The organism is Paenibacillus sp. FSL L8-0340, from assembly GCF_038593145.1.
Taxonomy (GTDB): Bacteria; Bacillota; Bacilli; order Paenibacillales; family Paenibacillaceae; genus Paenibacillus_AQ.
On record NZ_CP151967.1, the window covers coordinates 6425624 to 6439496 of the forward strand.

The following is a 13873-nucleotide window of genomic DNA, read 5'->3' on the forward strand; positions in this document are numbered from 1 at the left end:
CTTCGTTACAGGTTTTCTGCAAATTTTACACAATTTCCGAACGATGTTTACTTCCGCTTAACCACAGGCTCGTCTCATGAGTGTACAATTTTTTTTGAACAGAGGAGTTTTCCTCTGCATTATACCGCAAAATCAAGCTGATGGAATGGGGTATCGGAACGAAAATGACACGCTCAAAGGTTATTAACGGCTTGAAGCCCGTGCTGTTCACGCTACCGGCGATGGTACCGTTCGTTCTGTTCTGGCTGGCGCCGCTGTTGTATGTGCTGTATCTCAGCTTCACAGAATGGGACTTTATGAGCCCGGAGAAAACTTTTGTCGGACTGCAAAATTATGCCGATCTTTTCAGCAACCCGGCCTTTTACAAAGCGCTGAGAGTGACCGCGCTCTTCTGTGCGGGCAGTGTGCTGCCGATCATTCTCCTGGGACTCGGACTCGCGCTGCTGATGAACCGCAAGCTGAAAGGCTCCGCACTTTATCAGGTGCTGCTGTTCTCGCCATGGGTCACGCCAACCGTCGCTGTATCCATTGTCTGGTCGTGGATCTATGAGCCTGAGGTCGGCCTTGCCAATACGGTGCTTGATTTCCTCGGACTCGGGAAAATCGGCTGGCTGCAGGACCCCAAATGGGCGCTTGTGGGAGTTCTCCTGGTGACCATCTGGAAATCCGTGGGCTGGGCGATGATCTTTTATCTGGTGGCGCTGCGGAATGTGCCTTCAGACCTGCTGGAAGCCGCGGAGCTTGATGGCGCAAGCGCTGCGCAGAAGTTCTTTCGCATCACTCTGCCGCTGATCTCGCCAACCACCTTGTTTCTGTTCGTGGTGCAGCTTATCCAGGCCCTTCAGGCCTACGATCAGATTAACGTGCTGACCCAAGGCGGCCCCTCCGGCTCCACCCGCACGCTGCTGTATCTGTATTATCAGTCCGCCTTCGAATCCTTCCAGATTGGAGAGGCTTCCAGTGTAGCTGTTGTCCTTGTCATCATCTGCATGCTGCTGTCCGTATTCTCATTCGGCATCAGCAAACGGACGACCCATTATCAATAATCCGTACATTTTCCAAGAGGAGGTCTCACCGCTTGCGTATATTCACACGGCTGGGCGGACCGGCCCGTCATCTTTTTTTTGCTACGCTTGCCCTGCTGATGGCTTTCCCGTTCTACTGGATGGTCACCAGCGCACTGAAAACCAATGATGAAATCTGGCGTTCCCCGCCTACACTCTGGCCTGAAGTGCCGCTCTGGGGAAATTTCGCCGCTGCCTGGAATGAGGCCCCGTTTGCAAGATACATGGGCAACAGCATTTTCGTCGCCACTTCCATCGTCATTCTGCAGATCATCAATTCCGGCATGATGGCCTATGCGCTGACGCATATGAAATTCCGCCTGAAGGGGCTTTTTGCCGGAGTGATCCTGTTCGGTTATATGGTTCCGGCTACAGCGGTCTACCTGCCCGGCTATCTTGTGCTGTCCGAGCTGCACCTGCTGAATTCCTACGGCGGTCTGATTCTCTCCAACTCTGTAAGCATCTTCGCGATCTTTCTGATCCGGCAAGCGTTCCTGCAGGTATCGCATGAGCTGGTGGAGGCCGGTGAAGTGGACGGCGCCTCTCATATGCGGATTCTGTGGACGGTGCTGGTGCCGGTTACGAGGTCATCCTTTGCCGTGCTGGCGCTGATTACCTTCATTGATCAGTACAATAATTATTTCTGGCCGATGCTGATTACCAAAGACCCTGACCTGCAGTTAGTCTCGGCTGGCCTGCGCAGCTTTTTCGTGGAAGGGGGTGCATACGGATTACAATGGCCGCTGATCATGGCCGCCAGCGCCTTCACCATCGCCCCGCTGCTGCTTGTCTTCCTGCTGGCGCAGAAAACAATTATGCAAAGTGTCAATATGACGGCAGGCTCCAGTAAAGGCTGAATCTTACATTTTTGAACAAAGAGGAGAATGATGATGAACATATTAAAAAGGTTGTCGGCGGTATCTATGATTGCCGGATTCACAGTGCTCACGGCTTGCGGCGGAAATTCCGCTTCGGACAACGTTACGGCGGGAGGCGGTGCCTCCGCAGCTCCAGCGGCAGACGCCCCTCCAGCCCAAAGCGAACCGGTAACCATTGAATTCTGGTATGGCCTTGGCGGCAAGCTTGGCGAGAATATGGAATCGCTCATCCAAAAGTTCAACGCCTCGCAGCAGGAGGTCATCGTCAAAGGCATCGTGCAGGCAGACTACAGCGAAACCGAGCAGAAGCTTCAGGCTGCCATTGCTACCGGACAGGTTCCTGCAGCCGTGCTCTCCTCCAATATGGACTGGGCGCGCAAGGGATATTTCTCTCCGATGGATGAGCTGATCGCCCAGCAGGCGGATTTTAATAAAGAGGATTTTGTCCAGACCTTTCTGAACCAGGGCCAGGTTGACGGCAAGCAGTATTTCCTTCCGATGTACGGAACGACACAGATTATGTATTACCGCAAGGATGCTTTTGAGAAAAGCGGCATCGATGCCAGCCAGCTGAAGACCTGGGAAGACCTGGCGGCAGCCGCTGGGAAAATGGCCGTTAAAGACGGCGGCAAAACAACCTTCTTCGGATGGGAGCCGATGTGGGGCTCCGGCAACATGATCGATGCCGTGCTCAGCAAGGGCGGCAGCGTTCTTAGCGAGGATGGCACCAAAGTAACGATCGACTCTCCGGAGTGGATTGAAACCTGGGATCTGTTCCGCAAATGGATTCACGAGGACAAGACCATGCGCATCCACTCCGGCGGACAAGGCTGGGAGTACTGGTACAAGACCATTGACGATGTGATGAAAGGCCAAGCGGCGGGCTATATTGGCTCCAGCGGAGATCAGGGTGATCTGGATTTCAGCATCGTCTCCGCAATGGAGCAGCCGGGCTGGGCCGGAGTTGGCGAAGGCAAGCCTGTGGCACAAGCGATCATGGCCGGTATTCCTGCCAAAGCCGGGGATGACGAGAAGCTGGCAGCGATGAAATGGCTGACCTACTTCACGAACTCCGAGAATACCGCCTTCTGGTCAATCAACACCGGATATATTTCCGTCCGCCAGTCTGCGCTTGAAGATCCGGCATTCGTCTCCTTCAGCGAGACCAATCCGCAGATCAAAATCCCGTTAATGCAGGCGTCCCACGCCTCCGCCCCCTTCCAGGACCCTACCGGAGGCAAAATCAATGATGCGCTGACCATTGCTGCGGACAAGGTGCAGATTGAAAATATCCCGGCGGCTGAGGCCCTGAAGGAAGCGCAGCAAACTGCCCAGACCGCACTTGATAAAGTAAAATAAGCGGTATATCGTATCAAGTGAAAACGGCTTCGCCGTCCTTAAATGGACGGTAATGGACGGTATCCGTTTCAGCGAGAAATAGGACGTGAATTATTAAATCTAAGGGGGCGGCAGCATGCCTGAGCTCATCACTCCGCAAGGGGAACATTCCATATCCGCGATTCTGTTCGACAAGGACGGCACACTGCTGCAGTTCGTTTCCCTCTGGGGAAGCTGGGGTGAGTGTTTCCTGGGACAGTTCACCCGGCAGCTGGAACAACGCGGCCTAGAATTCCCGGTTCAGTATCTGGCCTCCCTGCTGGGAACCGTTCACGATGCTGAGGGTAGAATTACAGACTATGACCGGAATGGTCCCTTGGCCATGGGGACGATGAGCGACCTTTACGCCATTCTGTCCTGGCAGGGTTACCTGCTAGGCTTATCCTGGGCCGAGTCCAAGGAACTGGTAGAGCTCTGCCGTCAGGAAGCGGATGTGATGCTGGAGCGCAGCCGCCCGGTGCTCCCGCTTCCCGGCCTGCTCCGGTTCCTTGACGACTGCACAGCCAAGGGCATTGCTCTGGCTGTAGTGACTGCCGATGAAACAGCGGCAGCCGAAAATCACCTCCGCTGGCTCGGTATCCAACATTATTTCTCTGCCGTGATCGGTACGGATCAGGTCGAGCGGGGCAAGCCGTTTCCCGATATGGCGCTGCTCGCCTGTGAGCGGCTTGGGGTACAACCTGGCGGGGCCGCCGTGATTGGCGATACGAACGGCGATATGCGGATGGCTAAGGCCGCCGGGGCAGCTGTAGCCGTCGGGATTGCCGGCGCAGCGGATATATCAATGCGCGGTCTTTTGCCGGATGCAGATTCTCTGGTGCAGTCCTATGCAGAACTAAGTATTGGAAGGAATACTAGGTGAGGGCCGAAGGGGTGTGGGCCTGGGTTTTTCTCGCGCTGGCGATTCTGTTCGAGCTCTCGGGAACCATCTCCATGAAAATATCCCACGGTTTCACCCGGCTCTGGCCCTCCGTGCTGATGTTCCTGTTCTATGGGATCAGCTTCACCTCGCTGAATGTGGCGCTCACCTCGATCAAGGTCGGGGTAGCTTATGCAGTATGGTCAGGTACAGGAATCATCCTGATCTCCGTCGTGGGGGCAGTGTATTTCGGGGAGCGGCTGACACTGTCCTCCCTATTATGGGTGACTGTGATTGTGGCCGGAATTGTGGGCTTGAACATTAGTGCCAAGGGGCATTAACAAAGTTATATTCCTATACTCTGCATTCAGTTTAATACCATGCAATCCAAGGAGGCTCTCTCGCAAATGAGTACAAATGAACCAGGCGGACCACAGCCGCTGTTTACCTTCCAAATTATCACCGACACCCATGTCACTGCCGATCCATCCCATGAGTATAATCTGAATTTCGAGCGGGCGCTGCATGATCTGGCTCACCATGCCCAGGGCAGCAGCGGGATTATGCATATTGGCGACATTACGGATCATGGCTTCCAGGAAGAATATGAGGAAGTCCACCGTATTCTGCAGCTGCATCAGGCAGCACTCCCGGAGATTCGTTACACCTTGGGGAACCATGATGTGGGCCTTGGCCACTGGGAATCCCGCCTGGCAATGTACACTTCCTGCATGGAAATGCCCGGCCCCTATCATGACCATTGGATCGGCGGATATCATTTTATTTTCCTGGGAACAGAGGAAGGTCTGCCAACGTTCTGTAAACTGTCGGAGGAGCAGCTTCGATGGCTGGACCGTAAGCTTGGGGAAAAGCTGGTGGACGGACACTCGAAGCCTGAGCAGCCTGTTTTTCTCTTCCTGCATCAGCCGCTGAAGGACACTGTAGCCGGATCTTTGGAGTCACAAGAGTGGTTTGGCGTCACTCAAGATAAGGAGCTGCGCTCCATCCTCTCCAAATATCCCCAAACACTTCTTTTTACAGGCCATACGCATTGGGAGCTTGAAGTCGACAACACGATGTACCCCGGCAACGGCGAGACGGCAACCATGTTCAATAGTGCTTCGGTTGCTTACCTCTGGACGAATGCGGATGAACACAAGACCGGCAGCCAAGGGTATTATGTGGAGGTCTATACCGACAAAGTCCTTGTAAAGGGACGGGATTTCACTACAGGAAGCTGGATTGAGTCGGCGCAGTACGAGGTGGTTACGTCCTTAAATGTACGCAGCTAATACCTTGTCGATGTCCGGAACATCCGGTTACATTAACAAAACAGCTATAACAAAAAGCAGCCTTCTCCCGTTAGTGGTGAAGGCTGCTTTTGCATGTCGGCATCATACCATTGATATCAATAGTCGCTGCGCCGGATTAAAACAAAGCAGAGCTTACTGCGGCTACCTTGCCTCAAAACGCAGGCAATGCGATCTCCGCATAGTTATCTTCAAGGAATTTCTTCACTTCAGGTCCGCTGATGCGCTTCGCCAGCTTTTGGATGGCATCCGAAGCCTGGTTGTCTTCGCGTGCTACCAGGGTGATGGTGAATTCGGAATCTTCGCGTTCTGTAATCAGCGCATCCTTCTTCGGCGTCAGGCCCAGCGGACTGGCATAAGCCGGAGTCATCGCTACCAGATCGCCATCATCCAGCATCCGGGCCAGCATCAGCAGGTCCACTTCCTCGAACTTATAGTTCTTGGCATTTTCGGTGATGTCGGCTTGTGTAGCCTTAATGCCTACGCCTTCCTTAAGCTTGATGAGTCCAGCGTCCGCGAACATTTGCAGGGAACGTCCAATGTTCGACGGGTCGTTGGCCATTACCAGTGTTGCCCCTTCCGGCAGTTCGCTGATCGCCTTGTAACGTTTGGAATACCCGCCGTAAATGGCATCATACACTGGCTGTACAGCAACCAGCTTGGAGCCTTTGCTGGCATTAAACTGTTCCATGTAGGGAACATGCTGGAAGAAGTTCGCATCCACTTCTTTATTCGCCAGCGCTTCATTCGGCTGCACATTGTCGGACAGCACCACAACCTCCATATCCACACCGTCTTCCAGCAGCAGCGGTTTCACAATATCAAGAATATCCGTCATCGGCGGAATCAGCGAAGCCACTTTAATCTTTACAGGCTCTTTGCTGCCTGCAGCGGGTGCCTCTGCATTCTCCTTGTTATTTCCACAACCGGCAACGATCAATACAAGCAGTATAAGCGCGAATAACATTGTTTTTTTCATGAGTACAACTAACCCCCAACTTTATATTTTTATTTCAAGGCCATAGATGCTTGCAAATTCCTCAGCGTTTATCCAGCAGCCTCGCCGCAGTGCTGCCCGTAAATTGAATCACCTGCACGAGCACAATCATCACGACAATCGCATAGATCATCACTTCTGTCTCGAAGCGCTGGTACCCGTAACGGATGGCGAAATCTCCGACTCCACCCCCGCCAACAACGCCCATTACCGTCGAGAACGAAATAAAACTTATTGTAGAAGCAGTCAGTCCGAGCACCAGACCGGAACGGGCCTCCACATAAAGAAACTTGAAAATCAGTGAAACCTTTGAAGCTCCCATAGACAAGGCCGCTTCAATCGTCCCCTTCGGAACCTCCAGCAGCGATTGTTCTACCAGCCGCGAGTAATAGGCAATAGCAACAATAGACAACGGCACAGTAGCCGCTACCGTACCAATCGCCGACCCCACGAGGAAGCGGGTGACGGGAATCAGAGCCACAACAAGCAGCAGGAACGGAAACGAACGGACAACGTTGACGATGCTGTTGAGGATAAGAGACAGCAGCTGATTCTCATACAGCTGGCCTTTGCGGCAAAAATAAAGCAGCGTTCCCAGCGGAAGCCCCAGCAGTACGGCTGAACCTACCGAAATGCCTACCATTACAAAGGTTTCCCCAATAGATTGCCACATTTGATCCTGGTATTTCAGCATAGCCTCAAACATAGGCTTCCCCCGCTTTGCCGGTAATTTGCTCACGGTAGGAACCGGTATAGCCGGCGGGCGCTGTAAAACCAATCTCCCCGCGGGAGAAGGAATCCACGATTCTGCCCTCTTCCATAACAGAGACATCACTGCAGATGCTGCGGACAACATCCAGCTCATGGGTGACGATGACAATCGTGACGCCGAGTGTGCTGTTAATCTCTTTCAGCACAGCAAGAATATCCGCCGTTGTTCCCGGATCAAGCGCCGAGGTCGGCTCATCGCAGAGCAGCAGCTTCGGGCTGTTCGCCAGTGCCCGGGCGATGGCTACCCGCTGCCGCTGCCCGCCGCTGAGCTGGGCGGGATACTGCTCCGCCTTGTCCGCAAGTCCGACGAATTGCAGGCATTCCTCCACCCGCTTCATCCGTCCGCTCCGCGGCATACCGGCCAGCTCCAGCGGAATGGCGACATTCCGGCTGACTGTAGCATTGCCGAGCAGATTAAACTGCTGGAAGATCATACCGATCTTCTGCCTCTCCTCACGCAAAGCCTTTTCCGCCATTCCGGTAAGCTTCTTGCCGTCAACTGTAACAATCCCCTCATCTGGCCGCTCTAGCAGATTGATCAGCCGCAGCAGTGTCGATTTGCCTGCCCCGCTTGCTCCGATAATGCCATGGACAGCTCCTGTCTTCACCTCAAGCGATACCTGCCGGACAGCATGATAGCTGCCTTCCTTCAACTTAAAGCTTTTACTCACCCCACTCAGCGATAGAATATGTAAGCCCCCCTCTCCAGAACGCCTATACTATTGCCTCTCATCGCCTCAAACAGTGTACTATAATTATTTAAAATCTGTTTTATTAAAAATCTCTTTAAATAATAAGGTATTTTGTCGTCTGTGTCATCATTTTTCTCAAAATGATATATCAGCGGCATGGAAGAAAAACATGCCCGCAGAAGTAGAAATTAACAAACAAAAAATCCTCCCGGTCAGGAGGACGCAAACTTCAGACATGAAAGGCTCTTGAGATCCCGTTAATCAGCAAGAACACACCCAAGATTCTCAGTACAACTCTGGAGGTTTTGTCATCCTTTTTAAAGATGATTCTCCCAAACGCTCCAATCCATACATTGATGATGAGACCTGCGAGCAGCTCGATGATTCCTGCAAGCTCTGTAATGCCCAATATTATCACTTCCCACTCACCGTTATGATTATTATCATCCCTCTAATCCTCTAAGCTCTTTGCGCATAAATACATAAGCTCCGGCCAGTCCCAAGAATCCAATCCCGGCAAGGGCGATAACTGCTGAACCTATCGAACCGTCCCGGATGTTCATAACGGATGTTACTTGGATAACCCATGCCTCAGGTGTGAATTTACCGATAGTCCTCATAACCTTTGGAGCGAATTGCATGGAGAAGAAGGAGCCCCCCAGCATCCCGGTAACCGCGACAATAATGGAAGCTGCGGAGGTAAACTGCTTCTGGCTCTTCATAAATGGAAGGATTAGCATGGTTAATCCAATTAAGGCGAATAAATACATGGCAAGCAGCATAACGAGAACAGGCAGATTATGATTTATCATGTTTACTCTCAGCAGATATTTTCCTGAGAGCAGTATGACTGAAATATAAATAATGCCAAATAAAAACGCTGCGGCCATTTTTGAGAGCAGATATTTCATATAGCTGACGGGTGTGCTCAATAGCCGGTTTACGGTTTTGTTTTCCTTTTCGTCGACCAGCGATCTTAAGCCCTGAACGACTACAAACCAAATGAACATCGCCATAAAGCCTGTAAACCTTTCGGCAGTAGTTTCGTTCTCTCCCTCTTCACTGCTGTTCAGAGTCTGCACAATAATGCTCGGTTTCGAAGCACCTTTTAATGCTGTAAATAAATATCTGGACATTGAATCAGCATTCAGCTGTAAATGACCGGACATATACTCCGAGTCATTGACTACTTTACGAATTGTGCCAGCTTCACCGGCGATGACCTCTTTAAGCAGCGCCCCCTCGCCGTTCTCCTCATTTTGCACAAAGCTGAGGGGAAGCTCCTGTCCTGACAGCAACATGCTGCTGAAATCCTGCCCGATCACAAATCCAAAAGGAATATCCTGCGCGTCCACCTTATCCTTAATGCTTTTCACATCGGTATTAATCACCCGCAAGCCGCTGCGCTGACTAATCAGCTCTAATAATTGCTTGGAGTACATGCTGTGATCATCATCTGCAGCATATATAGTATCCGGCATGCTGCCTGTAGAGAACGAGAACAGATACGTTAGAATTAGTGGAAGGCCCATCATCGCCAAAACGGCTATTCGATTGCTAAATATCTGTTTCAGCTGATGTTTCAGCATGATGATAAATTGCACGAAAACTCCACCTTCTCCCACTGTATTGACTAATGCATACGATAATACAGATGACTCCCAGCCCTATCAGCTCCAGCAAATCTTTATACGATCCGGCAAGTCCGTTATTTTGGCTGATACTGAGGTACGCATTAATTGCTTTTCCGTTGGGGAACAGCCCCTGAATGATCCGCAGACTTTCCGGCAATTCGCTTCTACTGACAAAACTTCCGCCCAAAAAGCTGAAAATATACAGCACAGGTGAAGCCAAGCTGGATACAGTCGTATGATCTTTGGCAATAAATCCCCAGAGCAGCACAAGACTTCCTATGGCAAAAGCATACACAACCGTTATCATCAAAAGCTCAAGGGGCTGGCCCCAGCTCATTGCGAACACCAGCCAGCTGATGAGAATTACGCAAGACATTTGCAATACAATCGCCAGTATAATTCCGCTCAATTTGCCTAAAACATACTGCACATCCCAAGCAGGCGTTGAACGTATTCTGAATAAAGTATGGTTTTGCCGCTCATCTACGATGCTGTGCACCAGCACAAAGGCCGTCATGATCGAAAACATAACTACCATGGCAATGGAGTAATACTGTATCGCATCTACCGGCACCGCATCCTTTTGCGTTGAAACCGTCGGGATATCCGGGGAACGGCCGCTGAAATTGAATATATGGCTTTGAAGCTCCGCGATTTGGGCTTGCGGAAGACCGTTACCGCCGTTTGAGAACTGGAGAACCGCAGACTTCTCTTCATTTAACAGGTTGAGCTGCTCACAGAACTGCTCCAGTATAGTCCTCACGATTGCCGTTTGGAGCGTTTTGGCAGATTCTCCGATCACAACAAGGTTCGCCGCCTCCTGCTTTATTGCAGCATTCGTAAAGTTATCCGGCACATATATAAAAACAGAGGCATGACCGTCTTCGACTCTTTGTTTGCCCTCGTCATAGCTGGCCGCTTCCTGCAAATGTATGACTTTCCGCAGATCTTCCCGCATAAAAACATTCTTTAAGGATTTCCCTAAGGCCAGCGGGCTCCCTTGAGCAGCAACGCTTTTATGCGCATTATAAAAAGCAACGTCAAACGCCTTCACACTGGAGTCTGATCCGCCGAATGCCGTGCCCAGAATGAGAATCAGTAGAGAAGGAAACAAAATCAGCTTCAGATAGAACCATTTATTTTTGGTCAGCAACCGGAAATCCAGTAAAAATAATGTGATCAGTTTTCGCATGGCATCACCTTCTACTCCTCTCTTAAGGCTTTGCCTGTAATTTGGAGAAAAAGGCTTTCAAGATTCATCTCTTCGTACTTGAATCCGGTTAGCCGGAAGCCCAGGTTCCTAATATCATCAACAATATCAATCACACTTCTCTCCCCGGTAGAGACAAGCATACTAATATGTTTGCCTTCCACAGTTGCCTTGGTGACACCGGAGATTTGCTCGAGCTGGCCCAATGCTGCTTCATTTCCTTCACTATAATCCACCGTCAGCGTATCGCAGGCCTTCAAGTTCAGCTTGAGCTCCTCTTTGCTCCCCAGCGCAATAAGGGAGCCATGGTCGATTATTGCAAGCCGCTTGCACAGATACTCCACTTCTTCCATGTAGTGGCTGGTATAAATAACCGTCATGCCTCTGTCCTGGTTTAATTTCTTTACCGTTTCCAGAATATGATGCCTGGACTGGGGGTCAATCCCTACCGTAGGTTCATCTAGTACGAGCAATTTAGGATCATTCATCAACGCGGCACCGATATTGACCCGGCGCTTCATTCCTCCCGACAGCTCGGACACGGCCTGGTTTCTTCGTTCTTTGAGTCCAATGATGTCCAGAACTTCCTCGGTTCTGCTCTTCAATCTGCTGCCGTAAAGTCCATATAGACTGCCAAAGAACTCCAGGTTGTCCTTGGTGCTTAACGCCTGGTACAACGCCAAATCCTGCGGTACAATCCCCATTATTTTCTTGATCTCTCCGGGCTTTCCGCTGAGCAGTTTGTGATCGACAGTAATCGTCCCTGCGGTTGGCCTTAGCACAGTGCTTATCATCGACACCATTGTTGATTTGCCTGCACCATTCGGTCCGAGCAAGCCGAACCTTTCACCGCTTTGCACATTTAACGAAATATCCTTTACAGCCGTAAAATCCTTATATTTCTTCGTCACATGGTTCAGTTCAAGCATCAGCGTGGTCCCCTTTACGATAACTCTTACTCTGTTATCATTTTATCGCCACGCTTCGAACAGGGATATTCACTTAAGTCCCCAATCAAGGGGTTGCTTTAGTAAGCAATTTCAGTATTACTTTAGTCATATAGGTTAGAGGAAGGAAGGTCAGGAGGAGACAAAACAGCCCCTCTCTCCTGAAGAACGGGTTATCCTGCGGAGTTATATATTAAGCTTCTGCAAATACAGGGTCAATTCGGTTCTGTTGTTTAATTCAAGTTTGTTAAGCATTCTGGAAACATAGTTTTTTACCGTGCCTTCTGTAATAAACAGCTCGTTGCTGATGGTTTTGTTGCTTTTCCCCTCCATAATCCCCTTGGCCACCTCAAGCTCTCTTGGCGTGAGCCAGGGGGAGACAGCGGGAGTTCCATTCTCCGTTGGCAAACTATGAATCGTCCCTGCCGAGTTAAGGGCGTCCACCAATTCCCGGGTAATCTGCGGATTCAGCATAATGTTACCCTCGCAGGCCGATCGAATGGCCGCCATGATATCCTCTGAAGCCGAATCCTTAAGGATGTATCCATCCGCTCCATGCTTAAGCCCGGCAAGGATAAACTCCCTGTCATTAAAAGTAGTAAGGATGATTACTTTAATCCCCGGATACCCCTCTTTCACAGCTTTGGTCGCCTCAATCCCATTCATCAGCGGCATTTTGATATCCATCAAAATCACGTCAGGAGAGTAATCGGCCAGCAGCCGGAGCAGTTCCTGTCCATTCGCTGCCTCTCCGATTACCTTTGCATCCGCTTGAAGGCTCAAAACCATTTTCAAGCCTTCCCTCACAATCAGTTGATCGTCTGCAATTATAATACTCACCATAACTGCTGCTCCTCCTTGCCTATGCTAGAAATCAACCATTTTAGGAATATTCGCCTGCACTTTAAAACCTGAATCCTGATTAGAATCGAATTGAACGGTACCGCCCAAAGCGTGAATCCGCTGTTCGATCCCCTGAATTCCGTTCGACTTGATAACCTCCCTGCATCCCGTTCCGTTGTTGGCAATAAGCAATGAAATCTGCCGGGGACTTTTATGGATAGCCAGGGAGAACAGTGTGGCTTTCCCATGTTTGATTCCATTAGTGATTGATTCCTGAACCGTTTTATAAATGCAGTCTTTAATCTCGAAGTTCACAGCTTCTATATCCTCATCCATATTGAGTTCAAACCGGGTTTGCCCGGCCGCTTGGAAATGGGCGAAGAGGTTAAGGAGCTGACGCCGGAGTGAAAGCTCCTGTACGTGCTGCTCCTCATTCAGCAGCAGCACAGCCTGTCTGAGCTGCACCATACATTCTCTTGACAGCTGGTAGGATTGGCCAACAACACTCCTGATTTTGTCCGTTTCCAGGTCTACAGCTTTGTGGGCGAATTCTAGATGCATATTTAATGCAGTCAGATAATGCCCCAATGAATCATGCAGCTCCTGGGCAATCCTTGTCCTTTCTTTGCTCAGCGTCAGCTCTCTGACCGTTACTGAATACTGTTTCAGCGCCAAATTAGCCTTCTCCAGTTCCTGATTCAACACTTGTGTTCTGGTCTTATCAATCATAGCATTCCTGAATAGGTAGACAATGGTGAACATGATTGCATAGGAAGTTATTATGTATTTCATTGCGGTATGACCGGCTGCCAGAGAAGCGCTGAAAATCCCCATATGCAACAGCAAAAGAGGCACAGGCACCTTCCGCGTACCCACGATGAGCTCCACCAGCAAAATAATGATATAAAGCTGTGTTCCGGTACAATACACTTTCCACAGCAAAAAACCAGCGCATAAATTGCTCAACACAAAAGAAAAAGACCACAGCGTCCCCGCTACGGATAAGTATCTGCTTCTGGCATAATCATTGATTAGCAGCAGCAAAGCAAAACACGCCAAAAATACCGCTGATCCGGGATCAGCGGCATAATCTTTAAGCAGCACAGCGAATACGGATAATACGGCGAACACTCTGATTATTTTCTCCGCAAACACTCGGACACCTTTGCCCGTAAAGCTTTCCATGGCCGACCCACCTCTTTAGCCACAGTATAGCATACACAGTTTCGGGCTGACGGGACTTACCGCACTTGAAGAGTATTGCAAAATT

15 protein-coding genes are annotated in these 13873 nt (G+C 50.4%); 6 read left to right on the forward strand and 9 right to left on the reverse strand.

Going from position 1 to position 13873, the window contains the following annotated elements:
- The first annotated feature begins 164 nt into the window (after positions 1–164).
- The 6 genes from NST07_RS29360 (at position 165) to NST07_RS29385 (ending at position 5491) form a co-directional block, all read left to right on the forward strand.
- The gene (locus tag NST07_RS29360) at positions 165–1046 is read left to right on the forward strand and encodes a sugar ABC transporter permease (protein WP_342480665.1); all 882 of its coding nucleotides are present in this window, start codon (positions 165–167) and stop codon (positions 1044–1046) included.
- A 32-nt stretch (positions 1047–1078) separates the two neighbouring features.
- Entirely contained in the window at positions 1079–1921 is an 843-nt protein-coding gene (locus NST07_RS29365; RefSeq protein ID WP_052092313.1) for a carbohydrate ABC transporter permease, read from the forward strand.
- A 33-nt stretch (positions 1922–1954) separates the two neighbouring features.
- Positions 1955–3301: an ABC transporter substrate-binding protein gene (locus NST07_RS29370; RefSeq protein ID WP_341379782.1), complete on the forward strand. Its 1347-nt coding sequence runs from the start codon at positions 1955–1957 to the stop codon at positions 3299–3301.
- A gap of 115 nt (positions 3302–3416) precedes the next feature.
- On the forward strand, positions 3417–4202 hold the full coding sequence (locus NST07_RS29375) for an HAD family hydrolase (protein ID WP_341096282.1): 786 nt from the start codon (positions 3417–3419) through the stop codon (positions 4200–4202).
- Positions 4199–4540 (forward strand): multidrug efflux SMR transporter, encoded by a 342-nt coding sequence (locus tag NST07_RS29380; RefSeq protein WP_341096284.1) that lies wholly within the window; start codon positions 4199–4201, stop codon positions 4538–4540. The genes NST07_RS29375 and NST07_RS29380 overlap by 4 nt, the downstream gene beginning before the upstream one ends.
- 66 nt (positions 4541–4606) lie before the next feature.
- Positions 4607–5491, forward strand: a complete 885-nt coding sequence (locus NST07_RS29385; protein WP_341096285.1) for a metallophosphoesterase — start codon at positions 4607–4609, stop codon at positions 5489–5491.
- Positions 5492–5663: 172 nt separating this feature from the next.
- Here NST07_RS29385 and NST07_RS29390 read toward each other — a convergent pair whose 3' ends face one another.
- The 9 genes from NST07_RS29390 to NST07_RS29430 form a co-directional block, all read right to left on the reverse strand.
- A complete protein-coding gene (locus tag NST07_RS29390) occupies positions 5664–6488 on the reverse strand; it encodes a MetQ/NlpA family ABC transporter substrate-binding protein (RefSeq protein ID WP_341096287.1) in 825 nt (274 codons plus the stop codon).
- 61 nt (positions 6489–6549) lie between these two features.
- Positions 6550–7212: a methionine ABC transporter permease gene (locus tag NST07_RS29395; RefSeq protein ID WP_341096290.1), complete on the reverse strand. Its 663-nt coding sequence runs from the start codon at positions 7210–7212 to the stop codon at positions 6550–6552.
- Positions 7205–7966, reverse strand: a complete 762-nt coding sequence (locus NST07_RS29400) for a methionine ABC transporter ATP-binding protein (RefSeq protein ID WP_341097780.1) — start codon at positions 7964–7966, stop codon at positions 7205–7207. Before NST07_RS29400 ends, NST07_RS29395 begins: the two co-directional genes overlap by 8 nt.
- 232 nt (positions 7967–8198) lie before the next feature.
- The gene (locus NST07_RS29405; RefSeq protein WP_340896542.1) at positions 8199–8378 is read right to left on the reverse strand and encodes a hypothetical protein; all 180 of its coding nucleotides are present in this window, start codon (positions 8376–8378) and stop codon (positions 8199–8201) included.
- Positions 8379–8412: 34 nt separating this feature from the next.
- Entirely contained in the window at positions 8413–9558 is a 1146-nt protein-coding gene (locus tag NST07_RS29410) for an ABC transporter permease (RefSeq protein ID WP_342480666.1), read from the reverse strand.
- A complete protein-coding gene (locus NST07_RS29415; RefSeq protein ID WP_342480667.1) occupies positions 9527–10795 on the reverse strand; it encodes an ABC transporter permease in 1269 nt (422 codons plus the stop codon). Before NST07_RS29415 ends, NST07_RS29410 begins: the two co-directional genes overlap by 32 nt.
- Before the next feature lie 11 nt (positions 10796–10806).
- Positions 10807–11742, reverse strand: coding sequence for an ABC transporter ATP-binding protein (locus tag NST07_RS29420; RefSeq protein WP_341096297.1), 936 nt, complete (start codon positions 11740–11742; stop codon positions 10807–10809).
- Positions 11743–11946: 204 nt separating this feature from the next.
- Positions 11947–12600: a response regulator transcription factor gene (locus NST07_RS29425; RefSeq protein ID WP_341097782.1), complete on the reverse strand. Its 654-nt coding sequence runs from the start codon at positions 12598–12600 to the stop codon at positions 11947–11949.
- Positions 12601–12627: 27 nt separating this feature from the next.
- Complete coding sequence (locus NST07_RS29430) at positions 12628–13788, reverse strand: sensor histidine kinase (protein ID WP_341379785.1); 1161 nt, start codon at positions 13786–13788, stop codon at positions 12628–12630.
- Positions 13789–13873: the final 85 nt, after the last annotated feature.

Coding starts and splice junctions, on each gene's coding strand:
- NST07_RS29410 (WP_342480666.1), bottom strand. CDS start 9,558: ATGCTGAAACATCAGCTGAAACAGATATTTAGCAATCGAATAGCCGTT.
- NST07_RS29360 (WP_342480665.1), top strand. CDS start 165: ATGACACGCTCAAAGGTTATTAACGGCTTGAAGCCCGTGCTGTTCACG.
- NST07_RS29390 (WP_341096287.1), bottom strand. CDS start 6,488: ATGAAAAAAACAATGTTATTCGCGCTTATACTGCTTGTATTGATCGTT.
- NST07_RS29370 (WP_341379782.1), top strand. CDS start 1,955: ATGAACATATTAAAAAGGTTGTCGGCGGTATCTATGATTGCCGGATTC.
- NST07_RS29375 (WP_341096282.1), top strand. CDS start 3,417: ATGCCTGAGCTCATCACTCCGCAAGGGGAACATTCCATATCCGCGATT.
- NST07_RS29415 (WP_342480667.1), bottom strand. CDS start 10,795: ATGCGAAAACTGATCACATTATTTTTACTGGATTTCCGGTTGCTGACC.
- NST07_RS29430 (WP_341379785.1), bottom strand. CDS start 13,788: ATGGAAAGCTTTACGGGCAAAGGTGTCCGAGTGTTTGCGGAGAAAATA.
- NST07_RS29420 (WP_341096297.1), bottom strand. CDS start 11,742: ATGCTTGAACTGAACCATGTGACGAAGAAATATAAGGATTTTACGGCT.
- NST07_RS29385 (WP_341096285.1), top strand. CDS start 4,607: ATGAGTACAAATGAACCAGGCGGACCACAGCCGCTGTTTACCTTCCAA.
- NST07_RS29395 (WP_341096290.1), bottom strand. CDS start 7,212: ATGTTTGAGGCTATGCTGAAATACCAGGATCAAATGTGGCAATCTATT.